13 protein-coding genes, 1 tRNA gene and 3 rRNA genes (1 of these 17 cut by a window edge) are annotated in these 18,987 nt (G+C 62.0%); 13 read left to right on the forward strand and 4 right to left on the reverse strand.

The window, feature by feature from the left end:
- The 11 genes from E5E96_RS08135 to E5E96_RS08185 all read left to right on the forward strand — a co-directional run.
- Positions 1 to 1,312, forward strand: a 23S ribosomal RNA gene (locus tag E5E96_RS08135) (it extends 1,577 nt beyond the left edge of the window).
- 108 nt (positions 1,313 to 1,420) lie between these two features.
- A 5S ribosomal RNA gene (gene rrf, locus E5E96_RS08140) occupies positions 1,421 to 1,535 on the forward strand.
- A 106-nt stretch (positions 1,536 to 1,641) separates the two neighbouring features.
- Positions 1,642 to 1,717: transfer RNA gene (locus E5E96_RS08145), tRNA-Thr, on the forward strand.
- Positions 1,718 to 1,740: 23 nt separating this feature from the next.
- A 5S ribosomal RNA gene (gene rrf / locus E5E96_RS08150) occupies positions 1,741 to 1,855 on the forward strand.
- A gap of 154 nt (positions 1,856 to 2,009) precedes the next feature.
- Positions 2,010 to 2,975 (forward strand): transcriptional regulator EbgR, encoded by a 966-nt coding sequence (gene ebgR / locus E5E96_RS08155; RefSeq protein ID WP_171281898.1) that lies wholly within the window; start codon positions 2,010 to 2,012, stop codon positions 2,973 to 2,975.
- Positions 2,976 to 3,296: 321 nt separating this feature from the next.
- Positions 3,297 to 6,371: a beta-galactosidase subunit alpha gene (gene ebgA / locus E5E96_RS08160; protein ID WP_171281899.1), complete on the forward strand. Its 3,075-nt coding sequence runs from the start codon at positions 3,297 to 3,299 to the stop codon at positions 6,369 to 6,371.
- The gene (locus tag E5E96_RS08165) at positions 6,368 to 6,823 is read left to right on the forward strand and encodes a beta-galactosidase subunit beta (protein WP_171281900.1); all 456 of its coding nucleotides are present in this window, start codon (positions 6,368 to 6,370) and stop codon (positions 6,821 to 6,823) included. The genes ebgA and E5E96_RS08165 overlap by 4 nt, the downstream gene beginning before the upstream one ends.
- A 102-nt stretch (positions 6,824 to 6,925) precedes the next feature.
- Entirely contained in the window at positions 6,926 to 8,371 is a 1,446-nt protein-coding gene (locus E5E96_RS08170) for an amino acid permease (RefSeq protein WP_171281901.1), read from the forward strand.
- A 76-nt stretch (positions 8,372 to 8,447) separates the two neighbouring features.
- Positions 8,448 to 8,786 carry a tRNA-binding protein gene (locus E5E96_RS08175; RefSeq protein WP_171281902.1) on the forward strand — a complete coding sequence of 113 codons (339 nt, stop codon included), beginning with the start codon at positions 8,448 to 8,450 and terminating at the stop codon, positions 8,784 to 8,786.
- A 167-nt stretch (positions 8,787 to 8,953) separates the two neighbouring features.
- Positions 8,954 to 10,390, forward strand: a complete 1,437-nt coding sequence (locus tag E5E96_RS08180) for an amino acid permease (RefSeq protein WP_168968467.1) — start codon at positions 8,954 to 8,956, stop codon at positions 10,388 to 10,390.
- A gap of 211 nt (positions 10,391 to 10,601) precedes the next feature.
- On the forward strand, positions 10,602 to 11,573 hold the full coding sequence (locus tag E5E96_RS08185) for a bile acid:sodium symporter family protein (RefSeq protein WP_171281903.1): 972 nt from the start codon (positions 10,602 to 10,604) through the stop codon (positions 11,571 to 11,573).
- 57 nt (positions 11,574 to 11,630) lie between these two features.
- Here the strand turns inward: E5E96_RS08185 and ovoA are convergent, their stop codons facing one another.
- Positions 11,631 to 13,781: a 5-histidylcysteine sulfoxide synthase gene (ovoA, locus tag E5E96_RS08190; RefSeq protein WP_171281904.1), complete on the reverse strand. Its 2,151-nt coding sequence runs from the start codon at positions 13,779 to 13,781 to the stop codon at positions 11,631 to 11,633.
- Between the two features lie 364 nt (positions 13,782 to 14,145).
- Here ovoA and E5E96_RS08195 point away from each other — a divergent pair, with 364 nt between their 5' ends.
- A complete protein-coding gene (locus E5E96_RS08195; RefSeq protein ID WP_011704223.1) occupies positions 14,146 to 14,868 on the forward strand; it encodes a head GIN domain-containing protein in 723 nt (240 codons plus the stop codon).
- A 53-nt stretch (positions 14,869 to 14,921) separates the two neighbouring features.
- Here the strand turns inward: E5E96_RS08195 and fghA are convergent, their stop codons facing one another.
- Positions 14,922 to 15,758 (reverse strand): S-formylglutathione hydrolase, encoded by an 837-nt coding sequence (gene fghA, locus E5E96_RS08200; protein ID WP_044798865.1) that lies wholly within the window; start codon positions 15,756 to 15,758, stop codon positions 14,922 to 14,924.
- Positions 15,759 to 15,807: 49 nt separating this feature from the next.
- Positions 15,808 to 16,935, reverse strand: coding sequence for an S-(hydroxymethyl)glutathione dehydrogenase/class III alcohol dehydrogenase (locus tag E5E96_RS08205; protein ID WP_005307638.1), 1,128 nt, complete (start codon positions 16,933 to 16,935; stop codon positions 15,808 to 15,810).
- A 119-nt stretch (positions 16,936 to 17,054) separates the two neighbouring features.
- On the opposite strand from E5E96_RS08205, the gene E5E96_RS08210 reads away from it, so the two are divergent.
- On the forward strand, positions 17,055 to 17,960 hold the full coding sequence (locus E5E96_RS08210; RefSeq protein ID WP_010635489.1) for a LysR substrate-binding domain-containing protein: 906 nt from the start codon (positions 17,055 to 17,057) through the stop codon (positions 17,958 to 17,960).
- Positions 17,961 to 18,021: 61 nt separating this feature from the next.
- On the opposite strand, the gene E5E96_RS08215 is transcribed toward E5E96_RS08210, so the two are convergent.
- Complete coding sequence (locus tag E5E96_RS08215) at positions 18,022 to 18,987, reverse strand: ABC transporter permease (RefSeq protein ID WP_016349044.1); 966 nt, start codon at positions 18,985 to 18,987, stop codon at positions 18,022 to 18,024.

Consider the following 18,987-nt stretch of genomic DNA (forward strand, 5'->3'; position numbering starts at 1 on the left):
CAAGTCATCGTACCCCAAACCGACACAGGTGGTCGGGTAGAGAATACCAAGGCGCTTGAGAGAACTCGGGTGAAGGAACTAGGCAAAATAGAACCGTAACTTCGGGAGAAGGTTCGCTCTTGACAGTGAAGTCCCTTGCGGATGGAGCAGTTGGGAGTCGCAGTGACCAGATGGCTGGGACTGTTTATCAAAAACACAGCACTCTGCAAACACGAAAGTGGACGTATAGGGTGTGACACCTGCCCGGTGCCGGAAGGTTAATTGATGGGGTTAGCGCAAGCGAAGCTCTTGATCGAAGCCCCGGTAAACGGCGGCCGTAACTATAACGGTCCTAAGGTAGCGAAATTCCTTGTCGGGTAAGTTCCGACCTGCACGAATGGTGTAACCATGGCCATGCTGTCTCCACCCGAGACTCAGTGAAATCGAATTCGCCGTGAAGATGCGGTGTACCCGCGGCTAGACGGAAAGACCCCGTGAACCTTTACTACAGCTTGGCACTGAACATTGAACCTACATGTGTAGGATAGGTGGGAGGCTTTGAAGGCGTGACGCCAGTTGCGCTGGAGCCGTCCTTGAAATACCACCCTTGTATGTTTGATGTTCTAACGCAGGCCCGTGAATCCGGGTCGCGGACAGTGCCTGGTGGGTAGTTTGACTGGGGCGGTCTCCTCCCAAAGAGTAACGGAGGAGCACGAAGGTTGGCTAATCCTGGTCGGACATCAGGAGGTTAGTGCAATGGCATAAGCCAGCTTAACTGCGAGACGGACAGGTCGAGCAGGTACGAAAGTAGGTCATAGTGATCCGGTGGTTCTGAATGGAAGGGCCATCGCTCAACGGATAAAAGGTACTCCGGGGATAACAGGCTGATACCGCCCAAGAGTTCATATCGACGGCGGTGTTTGGCACCTCGATGTCGGCTCATCACATCCTGGGGCTGAAGTCGGTCCCAAGGGTATGGCTGTTCGCCATTTAAAGTGGTACGCGAGCTGGGTTCAGAACGTCGTGAGACAGTTCGGTCCCTATCTGCCGTGGGCGTTGGATGATTGAAGGGAGTTGCTCCTAGTACGAGAGGACCGGAGTGAACGAACCTCTGGTGTTCGGGTTGTCACGCCAGTGGCACTGCCCGGTAGCTAAGTTCGGAATCGATAACCGCTGAAAGCATCTAAGCGGGAAGCGAGCCCTGAGATGAGTCATCCCTGACCCCTTGAGGGTCCTAAAGGGCCGTTGGAGACCACAACGTTGATAGGTGGGGTGTGTAAGCGCGGCGACGTGTTGAGCTAACCCATACTAATTACCCGTGAGGCTTAACCATACAACACCCAAGAAGTGTTCTGGGCCTTGTAGCGAATGAACGAACTACTTATTCAGTGATAATGACCAGGTCGTTATTCACGTCAGCTTTCTCAGATTGAAGAATTTGCCTGGCGGCCATAGCGCCGTGGAACCACCTGAACCCATGCCGAACTCAGAAGTGAAACGCGGTAGCGCCGATGGTAGTGTGGCATTCGCCATGCGAGAGTAGGACACTGCCAGGCATCAATTAAGCAATCACAGCGATGTGGTTGGTCGCGATACGACGTCAGGTCGTATTGGACAGATGATTTAGATAGCGCACACAGTGCGGTCTTTACCGGTTAGTGTGCTGATATGGCTCAGTTGGTAGAGCGCATCCTTGGTAAGGATGAGGTCCCCAGTTCGACTCTGGGTATCAGCACCATTATTGAAGTAGTAAAGCTTTTGCCTGACGGCAATAGCGCCGTGGAACCACCTGATCCCATGCCGAACTCAGAAGTGAAACGCGGTAGCGCCGATGGTAGTGTGGCATTCGCCATGCGAGAGTAGGACACTGTCAGGCACCTATTTAGAAGAGGCCTCCCATTCGGGAGGCCTTTTTGCATTGGAATTTTGCCGTCCTGATGGGTTTCTTTTAGTAAAAATGCTGGGATGTCAGCACGTTGCCCGTTACTCTTGGTCTGGTATTGTCGGGAGTCATCGCCAGAGGAGTATGCATGGCCACGTTGAAGGAAATTGCACTGGAGGCGGGGGTTTCCCAGGCTACCGTGTCGCGGGTGCTCAATGAAGATCCGACGCTGAGCGTCAAGGAAGAGACCAAGCAGAAGATCTTCGAGATCGCCGAGCGGTTGGAGTACAAGACCAGCGGTGCCCGCAAGGGGGTTCACAAGAGCAAGCTGCACTTCCTGGCTGTCTATGCCTACCCGCAGAGCACCGAGGTCAACGACCCCTATTATCTGGCCATCCGCTACGGCATCGAGACCCAGTGTGCCCGTCTCAACATCGAGCTGACCCACTTCTACAACGGTGCCGAGGGGCGCGATCTCTCCGCCGTCGACGGTATCCTGGTCATCGGCCATCTGCCTGCAGAGCGTCTCGCCGCGCTCCACTCCCTCTCTGCCCAGCTGGTGTTCGTGGATTGCCGTTCTCAGGGGGACTTTGACTCGATTGACGTGGATCTGGTGCTGATCAGCCAGCAGGTAGTGGACTTCTTCATCGCCCAGGGACATCAGCGCATCGGCTATATCGGCGGCCAGGATGATGGCCCGGATCTGCGCGAGCTGGCCTTCCTCGACTACGGTCAGCGCCTCGGTGTGGTGCAGGAGAGCGACCTCTATCGCGGGGATTTCTCCAGCGCCTCCGGCTACAAGTTGGCCAAAGAGATGCTGGCGGGAGATTGGCCCAAGGCGCTGTTCGTTGCCTCCGACTCCATCGCCATCGGTGTGCTGCGTGCCATCCATGAGAAGGGACTGGCGATTCCCCAGCAGATCGAGCTTATCAGCGTCAACGATATCCCGACCGCCAAGTTCACCTTCCCGCCGCTCTCCACGGTGCGGATCCACTCCGAGTTGATGGGCTCCCAGGGGGTCAATCTGCTGGTTGAGCGGCTGCGGGACGAGCGGGATATCCCGCTGCGGGTGCTAGTACCGAGCAAGTTGACCCTGCGTGGTACTACGCGCTGATTTTAGTAAAACAATCCGCTTTTTAGTCGCACCATCTTGCGGTGGTGCGACACCCCTCCCAAGTAAACCTCTTTCCCATATCATCCAACAACTTCATATCATATTGTTTTATAGTTGATTTTATTGCAGCTCAGCCAGCTACTATCAACATCCATGCCATTCATCCATATCTTGCCTTCCTTTATCTCCCGCTTCTGATCTCGCTCACAAAACCATCTGTTCATTGTGATCAGGTTAAAACTTTACCAATTCAAAGCTGATATTTAGTAAATGTTTATCTAGAGTTTACCCAGTTAACGTTGCCTTGTTCCGGGAGGACATGTGAATAACTGGGAAAACGTCCAATTCGTTGGTGAAAACAGGCTGGCTCCGCGCGCCTACTTCTTCTCTTATGCCGACCACGCGCTGGCGACCACCATGCAGCGCGAGCTGAGCCGCCGTTTTCTGGGCCTTAGCGGCCAGTGGCAGTTCCACTACTTCGACCACCCCCTGCAGGTGCCGGAGGCCTTCTATCACAGCCCCATGAACGAATGGGGCCAGATCACCGTGCCTAACATGTGGCAGATGGAAGGACATGGTCAGCTGCAGTACACCGACGAAGGTTTTCCCTTCCCCATCGACGTGCCCTTCGTGCCGACCAGCAACCCCACCGGCGCTTATCAGCGCAGCTTCACGCTGAGCCCGGCCTGGGATGGCGAGCAGGTGATCATCAAATTTGACGGAGTGGAGACCTACTTCGAGGTCTATGTGAACGGCCACTACGTCGGTTTCAGCAAAGGCAGCCGCCTCACCGCCGAGTTTGATATCAGCGCCTACGCCAACATCGGCGAGAACCTGCTGTCGGTGCGGGTGATGCAGTGGGCTGACTCCACCTATATCGAAGATCAGGATATGTGGTGGATGGCGGGGATCTTCCGCGACGTCTATCTGGTGGGCAAACCGGCCGCCCATGTGCAGGACTTCTTCATCCGCACCGTGCTGGCCGATGACAATCAAAGCGCGACCCTGAGCTGCGACATTCAGCTGGAAAATCTGGGTGCGGCTGCCCGTGATCACCGTCTGGTCTGGTCGCTGCTGGATCAGGGCTGCGAGATCGCCAGTGGCTCGCTCGACCATCTCGCCATCGACGGCAAGTGTGATTGCCGCTTCACGCTGGATCTGGCCAACCCCCATCTGTGGAGCGCCGAAGATCCTTACCTCTATCAGTTGCAACTCTCCCTCTACAACGGTCAGGGCGAGCTGCTGGAAGTGATCCCGCAGCGGGTTGGGGTGCGTGAAATCAAGGTCAAAGATGGCCTCTTCTACGTCAACGGCCACTACCTCAAGCTGCACGGGGTGAACCGCCACGACAACGACCACCTCAAGAGCCGCGCGGTCGGTATGGACCGTGTTGAACGCGATATCGTGCTGATGAAGCAGTACAACCTCAACTCGGTGCGCACCGCCCACTACCCGAACGATCCGCGCTTCTACGAGCTGTGCGACCAGTATGGTCTGTTCGTGATGGCGGAGACCGATGTGGAGACCCACGGTTTTGCCAACGTCGGCGATCTCAGCCGCATCACCGATGACCCCTTCTGGGAGTCGGTGTTCGTGGATCGCATCGAGCGCCACGTGCACGCCCAGAAGAACCACCCCTCCATCATCATCTGGTCGCTCGGCAACGAGTCCGGCTACGGCTGCAACATCAGAGCCATGTACCAGCGCTGCAAGGCGATCGACCCGACCCGGCTGGTGCACTACGAAGAGGATCGCGATGCCGAGGTGGTGGATGTGGTGAGCACCATGTATTCCCGCGTCTCCCAGATGAACTGCTTCGGCGAGTTCCCGATGGAGAAGCCACGCATCCTCTGTGAATACGCCCACGCCATGGGTAATGGCCCGGGTGGCCTCAGTGAATATCAGCAGGTGTTCGACCGTCATCCCCACATTCAGGGCCACTACATCTGGGAGTGGTGCGATCACGGCATTCTGGATCAGGACGAGCAGGGCCGCCCGGTCTACAAGTACGGCGGCGACTACGGCGACTACCCCAACAACTACAACTTCTGCATGGATGGCCTCATCTATCCGGATCAGACCCCGGGGCCAGGCCTGCGCGAATACAAGCAGGTGATCTGCCCGGTCAAGGTGCGCGCGCTGGATCTGGCGAGCGGCAAGCTGGAAGTGGAAAACCGCTACTGGTTCTCCAATCTCGACGACATCCGCCTGCTGGTCGAGGTGAAGGCCGAGGGCGAACTGCTGGCCAGCCAGCAAATCCGGCTGGAAGGGGTGGCTCCCGGTGCCACCACAGAGTTGCAGCTTGAGCTGCCCACGCTTGATGGGCGGGAAACCTTCGTCCAGCTGCGGGTCATCAAGGCCAGTGCCACCCGCTACAGCGCGGCGGAGCACGAGCTGGGCCAGTATCAGTTCCAGCTGAAAGAGTCGACTCGTCAGCTGCAGCCCTTCGCCAACCCCAATGCCACTGCGCTGCAGATTGCCGACGAGCGCCTCGCGCTGACCTTGAGCGGCAGCGGCTTTGCCCTGCGTTTCTCACGCCTCGACGGCAAGCTGGTGAGCTGGCAGCAGGATGGTATCGAGCTGATTGAGCGCTCGCCGCGCCTCACCTTCTTCAAGCCGATGATCGACAACCACAAGCAGGAGTACGAGAGCCTGTGGCACCCGAACCACCTGCAGATCATGCAGGAGCACTTCCGCACCCTGAGCTGGCGCCAGCTGGGTGAGGCGGTTGAGGTGACGGTAGAGAGCCTGATTGCGCCGCCGGTGTTCGATTTCGGCATGCGCTGCCGCTACGTCTACACCCTGAGCCCGAACGGTCAGCTGCATGTGGCGCTCTCCGGCCAGCCCTACGGCGGCTATGACGACATCATCCCCAAGATCGGCTTCGAACTGGGCATTCGTCAGGATCTCGACCGGGTGCACTACTACGGCATGGGGCCGGGTGAGAACTATCAGGACAGCCGCCAGAGCAACTGGATCGACAGCTTCCAGAGCACAGTCAGCGAGATGTGGGAGCACTACCCCTTCCCGCAGGACAACGGCAACCGGCAGCAGGTGCGCTGGGCGACCCTGACCAACCGCCACGGCGCCGGTCTCTACGTGCGGCCCGATGCCCCCATCAACCTGAGCGTCTGGCCCTACAGCTGGGAGCATATCCACGCGGCGCAGCACATCAACGAGCTGGAACCGAGCGGTTATCTCACCCTCAATCTGGATCACAAGGTGCTGGGGCTGGGTTCCAACTCCTGGGGCTCCGAGGTGCTGGACTCCTGGCGGGTGCGCTTCGAGCCGTTCAGCTTCGGCCTGACCCTGCTGCCCATTGCTCGCGGCAACCTCAATCCGGCTGCGCTGGCCGGGCTCGATCTCACCATCAACGGCGGGAGGAACCTCGCATGATCACCCTGGACAACCTGACCCTGTTCAAAAACATCTACCGGGAGGGCAAGAAGTGGGGCCGCTGCGTGGAGGCCATCGACAACCTGGCAAACCTCAAACCCGGCATTTGCCACTCCATCGGTGACTCCCTCACCTACCGCTTGCAGGAGGGGGCCAGCCCGGCCACCTCCCTGTTCGAGGGGCAGCGCCGCTACTTCGACGTTCATTACTACCTGGAAGGGGAAGAGACGGTGGAGTGGGCAGCCAAGAGCGAGCTGGCGGTCGAGCAGGCCTATGACGACACCACAGACCGCGAGTGGCTGGCAGGTGAGGTGCGTGAGCGCCAGCAGGTGGGCAACGGTCAGGTGGTGATCTTCGAGAACGACGAGGCGTACCGGTTCACAGGCGACAGCCCGGTGCGCAAGGTGATCATCAAGGTCACCGTCGAAGGCGGCTACTTCAAAAACAAATAACAAGCCGCTGGTTCTGCACTGACAAAGCCGGAAGGGCGGGGCTCACCCTACAAATCATGCCCCGCCTTTTCGCTGCAATAACTACAGGTCTGGAGATGCACCATGTCTGATTCCAAACGCAATACGATAGGCAAGTTTGGTCTGCTGTCGCTCACCTTCGCGGCGGTATTCAGCTTCAACAACGTCATCAACAACAACATCGAGATCGGTCTGGCCTCGGCCCCGATGTTCTTTCTGGCCACCATTTTTTACTTCATTCCGTTTTGCCTGATCATTGCGGAATTTGTGTCACTGAACAAAAACTCCGAAGCGGGCGTCTATGCCTGGGTGAAGAGCTCCCTCGGCGGTCGCTGGGCCTTTATCTCCGCCTACACCTACTGGTTCGTGAACCTCTTCTTCTTCACCTCCTTGCTGCCGCGGGTCATCGCCTACGCCTCCTATGCCTTCCTCGGCTACGAGTACATTCTCACTCCGGTGGCGACCACGGCCTTGAGCATGGTGCTGTTTGCCTTTGCCACCTACGTTTCCACCAACGGCGCCAAGATGCTGGGCCCCATCACCTCGGTGACTTCGTCCCTGATGCTTCTGCTGACCCTCTCCTACATCCTGCTGGCGGGCACGGCTCTGGTGGGTGGCGTTCAACCGGCCGACCCCATCACGGTCGAGGCCATGGTCCCCGATTTCAGCTGGGCGTTCTTGGGCATCACCACCTGGATCTTTATGGCGGCCGGTGGCGCCGAGTCGGTGGCGGTCTACGTCAATGACGTGAAAGGGGGCTCCAAGTCCTTCGTGAAGGTGATCATCGTCGCCGGGATCTTTATCGGGGTGCTCTACTCCATCGCGTCTCTGCTGATCAACGTCTTCGTTCACAGCGACACCCTGAAATACACCGGCGGCTCGGTGCAGGTGTTTGAAGGGCTGGCGGCCTACTTCGGCCTGCCGGAGATCCTGATGAACCGCTTCGTGGGGCTGGTCTCCTTCACCGCCATGTTCGGCTCCCTGCTGATGTGGACCGCGACCCCGGTGAAGATCTTCTTCTCCGAAATCCCGGCCGGCATCTTCGGCAAGAAGACGGTCGAGCTGAACGAGAACGGCGTGCCCGCCCGGGCAGCCTGGATCCAGTACCTCATCGTGCTGCCGCTGATGGTGATCCCGACCCTGGGCTCCAACACAGCGCAGGATCTGATGAACACCGTCATCAACATGACCGCTGCCGCTTCCATGCTGCCGCCGCTGTTCATCATGCTGGCCTACCTCAATCTGCGCCTGAAGCTCGACCATCTGCCGCGGGAGTTCAAGATGGGCTCACGCACCACCGGCATCGCCGTGGTGTCGGTGCTGATCGCCATCTTCTCGGTGGGCTTCCTCGCCTCCACCTTCCCGACCGGCGCCGACATCATGACCATCATCTTCTACAACGTTGGCGGGATCGTGATTTTCCTCGGCTTCGCCTGGTGGAAATACAACAGATACGAGGCCTCCCTCAGTGCCGAAGCGCGTGCCAAAGAGGCCCAGCCGACAGCGCAGGTTGCCATGCAGACGCCATAGCCACTGCATTGAATTCCAATCAAACCGGGTGGCCGTTGGCCACCCGCAAACCGTTGAACCAGAAAAGGAAAAGAGCATGAGCGAGACGATCGAGTTTGCCGAATTCAAGCGGGCCGAGATGAAGGTGGGCAAGGTACTGGAGGTGGTGCGCCACCCCAGGGCCGACAAACTCTACATCGTCCAGATCGACGTGGGTGGCGAGCGGCCGCTGCAGACCGTCACCAGTCTGGTGCCTTACTACAGCGAAGAGGAGCTGATGGGCAGCGAGGTGGTGGTGCTGACCAACCTCAAGCCCACCAAAATGCGCGGCGAGCGATCCGAGTGCATGTTGCTCTGCGCCGAGACCCCGGACGAGAGCCAGAGCGTGCTGTTGCAACCGCGGGTGCCGATGGCGCCGGGCACCCCGATCGTCTGACTGGTATTGCGAGCTGGTGCGGTGAGATTGCACCGGTTCAGCAACGAGGCTGTCCAAACGGCCCGATCATAACAAGAGAGTAAAGCGCGGGGCCGACAGACCCTTGCCAAACACATCACAGAGTCACAGCGCTCCCCGCAGGGAGCGCGAGTCCACTGGAGGACACCATGTCTGAATCCGTACGCGGCACCATAGGCAAGTTTGCCCTGTTGTCGATGACCTTTGCCGCCGTGTTCAACGTGCGCAACATCGTCAACAACAACATCGAGCTGGGGCTCAGCTCCGCCCCCATCTTCCTGCTGGCGACCATCGTCTACTTCATCCCGTTCGTCTTCATCATCGCCGAGTTCGTCTCGGCCAATAAAAACTCCGAGTCGGGGATGTACGACTGGCTGAAAAAACCGCTCGGCACCCGGATGGCCTATCTGGGCTCGTTTCTCTACTGGTTCGTGAACCTGTTCTGGTTCGTCTCCCTGCTGCCCAACGTCATCGCCTACGCCTCCTACGCCATGCTGGGCTATGAGTACAGCTTCTCGCCCATGGTCACCTCAGTCATCTCCATCGTGCTGTTTGCGGCGGCGACCCATATCTCCACCAAGGGGGCGAGCTGGCTGGGCAAGATTGCCGAGATCGTGGCCTACGGGGTGTTTGCCCTGTTCGCCATCTATGTGCTGGGCGCCCTGATGGCCCTAAGTGGCGATCATGTGCCGGCCCAGCCCATCACCCTGGAAGCCATGACCCCCACCGTCAACTGGGCGACGCTCGGCATCATGTGCTGGATCTTCCAGGCGGCGGGCGGTGCCGAGACGGCGGCGGCCTACCTCAATGATGTGAAGGGCGGCCAGAAATCCTTCATCAAGGTGATCATCAGTGCCGGCATCGTCATCGGTGCCATGTATGCGGTCGGTTCCCTGCTGGTGAACGTGTTCGTGCCGCGCGAGAGCCTCACCTATGCCGGTGGCATGGTGGAGATCTTCACCGGCATGGCCCAGTACTTCGGGCTCTCCGAGGCGCTGGTGGGCCGCTTCGTCGGCGTGGTGCTGTTCATCGCCATGTTCGGTTCCATGATGATGTGGACCTCGGCGCCGGTGAAGATCCACTTCTCCGAGATCCCGCAGGGGGTTTACGGCGAGAAGACCACCCAGCTCAACGAGCACGGCGTGCCGGTGCGCGCCGCCTGGTGGCAGTTTGTCTTCGTGTTCGCGATGCTGGTGGTCAACGGGTTCGGCTCGGAATCGGTGCAGCAGATGATGAACACCGCCATCAACCTCACCGCAGGGACTGCCATGCTGCCGCCGATCTTCATCATGGTGGCCTACTTCGTGTTCCGCTGGAAACATGACGACACCCCGCGCGAGTTCCGCATGGGATCGCGCAAGTTCGGGATGGGCGTGGTGTCTGTGCTGATCGCCATCTTCGTGGTGAGCATGAGCGCCTCTGCCTTCCCGGCCGGGGTGGATCTGGTGCGCGCCTTCTTCATCAACGTCTTTATGACCGCGGTCTTCTCGGCGCTGGCCTACTGGTGGATCTCCCGCTTCGAGAAGCGCCAAGCCCGCAAGCAGGCCACCGGTACAGCCGGCGGCAAGCTGGCCAAGCAGAGTTGAAGCACAAGGCTGGCCGGATCTGGTGGCCAGCCGGGCTTGCTTAATTTCCGGCAGATAAAGGGGGGTCGCTCAACTTTGCGCCTCCCGCTTATCGGGGTAAGCTGGGGATTCGTTTCAACAGGAGCTGTGCCACAGCTCCTGTTGTGTTTCCTGTCGTCCCCGATCACCGGCCCCGCGCGGGGACGGGATCTGCTTTCACCGGAGACCGCTCGTGCGTCTGGATCCCTTTACCTCTGTACTGATTGTGGTGGTCGCGCTGGCCTCCTTCTTCCCCTGCGAGGGGCAGGTGGCCGTCTGGTTCGGTCTGCTGACCAAGCTGGCGGTGGCGCTCTTGTTCTTCATGCATGGCGCCAAGCTGTCGCGCCAGAACCTGCTGGCGGGCCTCAGCCACTGGCGGCTACACCTGGTGGTGATGGCCAGCACCTTCGTGCTGTTCCCGCTGCTGGGGCTGCTGCTCACGCCGCTGGTGCCCCACTGGCTGAGCCCGGCCATCTACCTCGGTTTCCTCTACCTCTGTGCCCTGCCGGCCACGGTGCAGTCGGCCATCGCCTTTACCTCGATGGCGGGGGGCAATGTGTCGGCGGCGGTGTGCAGCGCCTCGGCCTCCAGCATTCTCGGTATCTTCCTCTCGCCGGTGCTGGTGGGGCTGATGATCAATGTGCAGGGGGAGGGGGTCGATACCTGGCACTCCATTCAGGCCATCATGGTGCAGCTGATGCTGCCGTTCGTGGTGGGCCACCTGTCGCGCCCGCTTATCGGCCGCTGGGTCGACAGCCACCGGCCACTCATCGGCAAGCTGGACCAGAGCTCCATCCTGCTGGTGGTCTATGTGGCCTTCAGCGAGGCGGTGGTGCAGGGGATCTGGCATCAAGTAGGCTGGTACGATCTGGCCAGTATCGTGCTGCTGAGCTGCGTGCTGCTGGCACTGGTGCTGGGCTGGAACGTCTGGATCAGCCGTCGCCTCGGCTTCGACAGGGCGGACGAGATCACCATCGTCTTCTGCGGCTCCAAGAAGAGCCTGGCCAACGGGGTGCCGATGGCCAACGTCATGTTCCCGGCCGCCAGCGTCGGGGTCATGGTGCTGCCGCTGATGATCTTCCACCAGATCCAGCTGATGGTGTGCGCCGTGCTGGCTCGCCGCTACCACGAGCAGGAGGCCGTGCCCCAGGTTCAGCAGGGGTAAGCGGTCCGGATAAAAAAGAGGGAGGCCATGGGCCTCCCTCTTTCGTTTGTCGCCTCGTCAGCGTTTACGCCAGACGGTGAGCTGGGCCACCGTGTGCTGGTACTTGCGGGCGGTCTCGCGGATGACGAAGGGGACGTCCCTCGGGGGCATCTGCTCCTCGAATTCCGCCGCCAGCAGCCGCTGCAGCGCCTGATAGGTGCCGAGGGCCTCGCCGTTCTCGCGCACACCGCCGAGCCAGTTGGCCTTGGGGGTGTAGTCGGTCAGCCAGGTGTAGGGGCTGGTGAGCACCAGCAGGCCGCCGCTGCGAAGGCGCGGAGCAATGTCCCGCAGGAAGCGGGCAGGTTCCCGCAGCCGGTCGATCAGGTTGGAAGCGAGCACCAGGTCGTAGTCGCCGTACTTGGGCTTGAGGTTGCAGGCATCCCCCTGGCTGAAGTGGACCCGCTCGCTCTGCTGGCGGCCAAGCTCATGGCGGGAGAGCCGCGCCTCGCAATATTCCACCAGATCCCCTTCCACCGGCACCGCATAGCGGAAGCTGTCCTGGCTGGCGAGCGCCAGCGCCACGTCGATGAAGCGGGCCGAGTAGTCGACTCCGTCCACGTGGGCGAAGTGGCGCGCCAGTTCGAAGCTGGCGCGGCCGGTGGCGCAGCCGATGTCGAGCGCCCGCTCATGGCGACTGCACAGCTCGCTGGCCAGGCCGGCCAGGGTCTGGGCGTAGTTGGCGACCCCGAAGTGGGTCGGCCCGTACTGGAAGTCGAGATACTGAGCGACGAGCGTGTCGGTTTCATAGGGATTGACGACGACCGGCTCCTGATAGCGGGAGACCAGATAGCGAAAGCCTGCATGCTGGAAGAAGTGACGGCGGAAGGCGTAGCGGGAGGACTTGAGCGCCTCGTTGCCGGTACTGATCCAGCTGCCGCCCTTGATCAGGGTGTGCTTGCCGTCGAAGGTGGGGGTGGAGAAGTCGTCGTAGAGGGGATGCACCTTGAACCCCTCGAAGCCGTCGATGGCGGTGCTGGTCCACTGCCAGACGTTGCCCACCAGATCGAAGAAGCTGCCCTGTGGGCAGGCATCCACCGGACAGGACGACGCGAAGCGGGCCAGGTTGATGTTGCCGGGCGCCTCGATCCAGTCCGGCTGATCGCCGGCCAGCTGTTCGCGCAGCAGCATCCACTCCGCCTCGCTCGGCAATTGGATGGGCAGCCCGGTCTGGGCCGCCTGCCAGCGACAGAAGGCGGCGGCCTCCAGCTGGTTCACCTCCGCCGGCCAGTCCCAGGGCATAGGGACCTGCTCGGTCATCAGCCGTAGTTGCAGTTGCTCGGGTTCGAGGGGGTCGCCGACCCAGAAGGTGGGCATGCGGGCCCTGGCATACTGGCGCCAGCCCCAGCCTTCGTCATCCCACCAGGCGCGGGCCTCGTAGCCGCCTGCCTGCACGAAGTCGAAAAATTCTGCGTTGCTCACCAGCATGCGGCTGGCCTGGAAGGGGGCCAGTTCGATGTGGCGCTCGCCATATTCGTTGTCCCAGCCGTAGGTGGCGTCCTGTTTGCCGAGCCGCACCCGGCCACCGGCGACCGGCAGCAGACTGTTGGCGGGCACCTCGTCACGGCGATGGCGCGCCTCGGGGCAGACCGGCCACTGGGGCTGGCTGCGCACCCAGGCCAGCGGCAGCTGGCGGATCAGCACACTGGAGGTCTCGAGGTGGATGCGCTCGTGCTCTATCCCCATCAAGATGACCCAGGCCGGGCTCTGCCAATCGATGGGCAGCTCGATCGGCATCCGCTCGATAAAATCACACACCAGGGCGCGCACCCGGCCGCGATAGTCGCGCAGCTCGCTGACGGAGGGCCAGTCGTAGTGGGTCTCGTCCAGATCGTCCCAGCTCATCTCGTCCACCCCGATGGCAACCATGGCCTCGATGCGGGCGTCGAGGCGGCCCTCGATAAGGCGGGCCGCCAGCAGCTTGTTGATGAAGAAGGCGGCGGTGTGGCCGTAGTAGAAGATGAGCGGGTGGCGCAGGGGGATCGCCTTGTCAAACCAGGCGCGCTCGTCGGCCAGGCAGTCGAACAGCGAATCGTAGAGATCGAAGGTCTGGCAGAAGTAGGCGAGCAGCTCGCGGCGCTTGTGTTCGGGATCGCTGCCAGTCAGCAGCGGGGTACGGGTCGGTTCCGGCAGGCCGGTGGCGGTGGAATAGAGAAGAGTGGCTTGGGTCACGCTCTGACTCCTTGTTGGCAGTGAAGACTGACAAGATAGTGGTAATGGCATTACCGCAATGGAGAGCTTTGTACGCACAAGGTACCACTATTGGCTCAACAGACCGGCTCGGCAACCAAAAACTTCCACGGCTTGTCAGCATAGCGACCCCGTGAACGGCTCGCCAATCGGTCGTCCACCTGCCCGTTCGGGGATGGTCAGATTCGCCAGATTATGGTCTGAATGACTCTCTGTTTGCTGTGTTCATGTAGCGTAAAAATGGATATTTTCCTACAAATCATGCAGTTGACTAACTGGCACAGGCTTTGCGATGGATGCTGACCAAGGGGCCACGACTGGCCAATACACAATGAGGAGAGTGGCGATGAAATGGATGATGGGCGTGGTGCTGGCGGTCGGGCTCAGCGGGTGCAGCTGGCTGGATGATACCCGGGTGAGCGGGGCAGGGGCCGTGATCGAGCAGCAGCACGGGGTGGGCCGGCAGGTGACCCGGGTGCTGGCCGGGGTGCCTGCCAGCGTCCATCTGGTGGCCGGCGAGCCGCGCGGATTGCGCATCCGTGGGCAGGAGAACCTGCTGCCCTACCTGGTGCTGAGCGAGCGGGGCGACAAGCTGGAGATCGAGGTGAAGGACGGTTACCGACTCGATCCTACCGAGCCGCTGGAGATCACCATCACCCTGCCCGCGCTCCATGAGCTGGCGCTGGCAGGGGTTGCCAACGGCGAGCTGCGCGGCTTCAAGGGGGAGGCGCTGGTGCTGTCGGTGGCCGGGGTCGGTGACATCGTCGCTGACGGGCTCGAGCTGGATCGGCTGGAGGGCAACATCGCGGGAGCCGGCAGCCTGGATCTGGGGAACAGCACGGCCAGGGCGGTCGAGCTCAACATCGCCGGCTCGGGGGATGTGCTGGGGGCCGAGCTGAAGGGGCGCGAGGTGGAGGTCAATATCGCCGGCAGCGGCGACGTGGAGGTTCGGGCGCAGGAGCGACTCAAGGTGGGCATCGCCGGCTCGGGCTCGGTCAGCTACTGGGGTGACCCTGTGCTGCAGAGCGAGATCGCCGGCTCCGGCGAGGTAAGCCGGCAGGGCAGTTGAATGGTGTTGTCCACCGACCAGAAAAAAACAGGCCCGTCACGGGCCTGTTTTGATCAGAGGTGGCGGGCGTGAAAGCGCAGGTGCGCCTCGATGAAGCTCGCCACGAAGTAGTAGCTGTGGTCGTACCCGGCGTGGCGGTTGAGCTCCAGCGGCCACTCCTTGCCGGCGGCCGCATCGGCCAGGGCGTCGATGTGCAGCTGTTCGGCCAGGAAGGGATCGTCCAGCCCCACGTCCACCAGGGTCGGCAGCGGCGTCACCGGGTGGTGGCGCAGCAGCTGGCAGGCGTCCCACTCCTGCCACAGCAAGGGGTTGTTGCCGAGGTAGGCGCCGAGTGCCTTCTGGCCCCAGGGGCAGCGGCTCGGGTGGCTGATGGGGCTGAAGGCCGACACCGAGCGGTAGCGACCGGGTTCGCGCAGGGCGGCGATGAGCGCCCCGTGGCCGCCCATGGAGTGGCCGCTGATGGCGCGCTTCGTCGAGACCGGGAAGTGGGTCTCGATGAGCTCGGGCAGCTCGCGGGTGACGTAGTCGTACATCTGGTAGTGATCGCGCCAGGGATGCTGGGTGGCGTTGACGTAGAAGCCGGCGCCCATGCCAAGATCGTAACCGGGGTCGTCCGCGACCTCTTCACCGCGCGGGCTGGTGTCCGGCGCCACCAGGGCGATGCCGAGTTCGGCGGCGATGCGCTGGGCGCCCGCCTTCTGCATGAAGTTTTCATCGGTGCAGGTGAGGCCGGAGAGCCAGTAGAGCACGGGTACCTTCTGGCCGGTGAGGGCCTGGGGCGGTAGATAGATGGCGAAGCGCATCTCGCAACCCAGCACCTCGGAGGCGTGGCTGTAGCGCTTGTGCCAGCCGCCGAAGCTCTTGTTGCTGCTGATTATGTCCAGATTCATCGGGGGAACTCCTGCACCCCGCCCACGGTGGTGGGCGGGGTGATCATGCTCAGTAGTGGATGACGCTGCGGATGCTCTTGCCTTCGTGCATCAGATCGAACGCCTCATTGATCTGCTCAAGCCCCATGGTGTGGGTGATGAAGTCGTCCAGCTTGAATTCACCCTGCATGTAGCGCTGCACGTAGCTCGGCAGCTCGCTGCGACCGCGCACGCCGCCGAAGGCGCTGCCGCGCCAGACCCGGCCGGTGACCAGCTGGAACGGACGGGTGCTGATCTCCTGGCCAGCGCCGGCCACACCGATGATGACCGACTCGCCCCAGCCCTTGTGGCAGCACTCCAGCGCCGCGCGCATCACCTTGACGTTGCCGATGCACTCGAACGAGAAGTCGACGCCGCCGTCGGTGAGCTCGACGATCACCTCCTGGATGGGCTTGTCGTAGTCGTTCGGGTTGATGCAGTCGGTGGCGCCCAGCTTGCGGGCCAGTTCGAACTTGCTCTCGTTGATGTCGATGGCGATGATGCGGCCGGCCTTGGCCAGACGAGCGCCGATCACCGCGGAGAGGCCGATGCCACCCAGCCCGAAGATGGCGACGCTCTCACCCTCTTTCACCTTGGCGGTGTTCATCACGGCGCCGATGCCGGTGGTGACGCCGCAGCCGAGCAGGCAGACCTCTTCCAGCGGGGCGGCCGGGTCCACCTTGGCGATGGAGATCTCGGGCAGTACCGTGTATTCGCTGAAGGTGGAGGTGCCCATGTAGTGATAGATGGGCTGGCCATCCTTGGAGAAGCGGGTGGTACCATCCGGCATCAGCCCCTTGCCCTGGGTGGCGCGGATCTTCTGGCACAGGTTGGTCTTGCCGGATTTGCAGAACTTGCACTCGCCGCACTCGGGGGTGTAGAGCGGGATCACGTGATCGCCCACCTTGACGCTGGTGACGCCCTCGCCGACGGATTCGACGATGCCGCCCCCCTCGTGACCGAGGATGCAGGGGAAGACCCCTTCCGGATCTTCACCGGAGAGGGTGAAGGCATCGGTGTGACAGACGCCAGTGGCGACGATGCGCACCCGCACTTCGCCCGCCTGGGGCGGCATGACCTCGACTTCTTCGATGGAGAGGGGCTGGCCCGGGCCCCAGGCGATGGCGGCCTTACACTTGATGCTTTGAACCTGTGCCATGACGGATGTCCTTATTGTTGAGCAGGGTGAGGTGAATGGGTTCGGACATCCAGTGTAGTTTCCCGCTTATTTGGTGATAATAAGGCGAAATCTGAAATCACTTTTACAGACAGGTAATAATGTTCGGCTGGGAAGGGATCTGTGAATTTGTCAGCGTGGCGGAGCAGGGGGGCTTTACCCCGGCGGCGCGCAAGCTGGGGGTGTCGGTGGCGCAAGTCAGCCGGCAGGTGGCACAGCTGGAGGATCGGCTGCAGGCCAAGCTGCTGCTGCGCACCACCCGCCAGGTGCGGCTCACCGAGCTCGGCGAGATCTACTATCGCCACTGTCGCCAGCTGCTGGACAACCTCTACGAGGCGGAGCTGGCGGTGGGGCGTCATCAGGCGGTGCCGCAGGGTACCCTGCGCATCACGGCCCCGGTCTCCTACGGCGAGAGCCGCATCGCCCCGCTGGTGAACGACTTCATGGTGCGCTTTCCCCAGCTGGAGGTGACCCTCAACCTCACCAACCAGCTGCTGGATCTGGTGCACGAGGGCTACGATCTGGCGCTGCGGCTCGGCCACCTCAAGGACTCCAGCCTGGTGGCGCGCAAGCTGGCGCAGCGGGTGCCCTATGTGTGCGCCTCGCCCGCCTACACCGCCCGCCACGGCATGCCCAACAGCCTCTCCGAGCTCACCCGCCACACCTGCCTGGTGGGCAACAGCGACGAGTGGCACTTCACCCTGGATGGCCGTCCCCACAGCGTGCGGGTGCACGGTCTGCTGCACTGCAACAGCGGCCACGCCCTGCTGGATGCGGCGCTCAAGGGGATCGGCATCATCCAGCTGCCGGACTACTACGTGAGCGACCACCTGGCCCGGGGCGAGCTTATCGAGCTGCTGCCCGAGCTGCGGGCGCCAGCGGAGGGGATCTGGGCCCTCTATCCTCACAACCGCCACCTCTCTCCCAAGGTGCGACTGCTGGTGGACTATCTGGCGGAGCGGCTGAGCGATCCCCATCAGCCCGCGCTGGTGCGCCCCGTCGGCTGAGCTCAGCTCAATAAAAAAAGGCCCGCATGTGCGGGCCTTTTGCATGGCATGAAGGGCGGGACTATTCCCGCTCCTTGACGTAGGGGGTGCCGAGCGCCTTGGGTGCCACCGCCTTGCCGATGAAGCCGGCCAGCAGGAACACGGTCAGGATGTAGGGCAGCGCCTCGATGGCCTGTACCGGGATCGGGAAACCGCCGATGCTGACCCCTTGCAGCCGGATGGCGACCGCATCGAGGAAGCCGAACAGTAGGCAGGCCGCCATGGCGTTCCAGGGGCGCCACTTGCCGAACACCAGCGCCGCCAGCGCCATGAAGCCCTTGCCCGCGCTCATGTTGGGGATGAACTGGGCAGTCTGGGCCACCGCCAGGTAGGTGCCGCCGATGCCGGCCAGCAGGCCGCCGATGATGAGCGCGGTGTAGCGCATGCGCACCACCGAGATACCGGCGGTGTCGACCGCAGCCGGTGCCTCGCCCACCGCCCGCAGGCGCAGGCCGAAGCGGGTACGGAACAGCACCCACCAGGCCAGCGGTACGGCGGCGAACGCTACGTACTCCAGCAGGGAGTGGCCGCTCAGCAGCTCGCTGTAGAGCTGGCCGATGACAGGCACGTCATACAGCTCCTTGGCATAGGGCAGGTCGATGGGGGCGAAGCGGGCCGCGCCGGACAGTGCCGGGGTCTGGCCGCCCTGATCGAACCAGTAACGGCCCAGGGTGACGGTCAGGCCGGCCGCCAGGATGTTGATGGCCATGCCGCTCACCACCTGATCACCGCGGTGGGTGATGGTGGCAAAGCCGTGCATCAGGGCGAACAGGATGGAGACACCCACCCCGGCACCCAGCCCAATCCAGGCAGAGCCGGAGACGGCCGCCGCCGCCGCGCTGGCGAACGCCGCCGCCAGCAGCTTGCCCTCCAGGGCGATGTTGACCACCCCGGAGCGCTCGCAGAACATGCCGGCCATGGCGGCCAGGATCAGCGGTGGCGCGGTGCGGATGGTGGCATCCAGCATCAGGATCAGAATTTCGAACAT

The organism is Aeromonas sp. 1805, from assembly GCF_013085525.1.
Taxonomy (GTDB): Bacteria; Pseudomonadota; Gammaproteobacteria; order Enterobacterales; family Aeromonadaceae; genus Aeromonas; species Aeromonas hydrophila.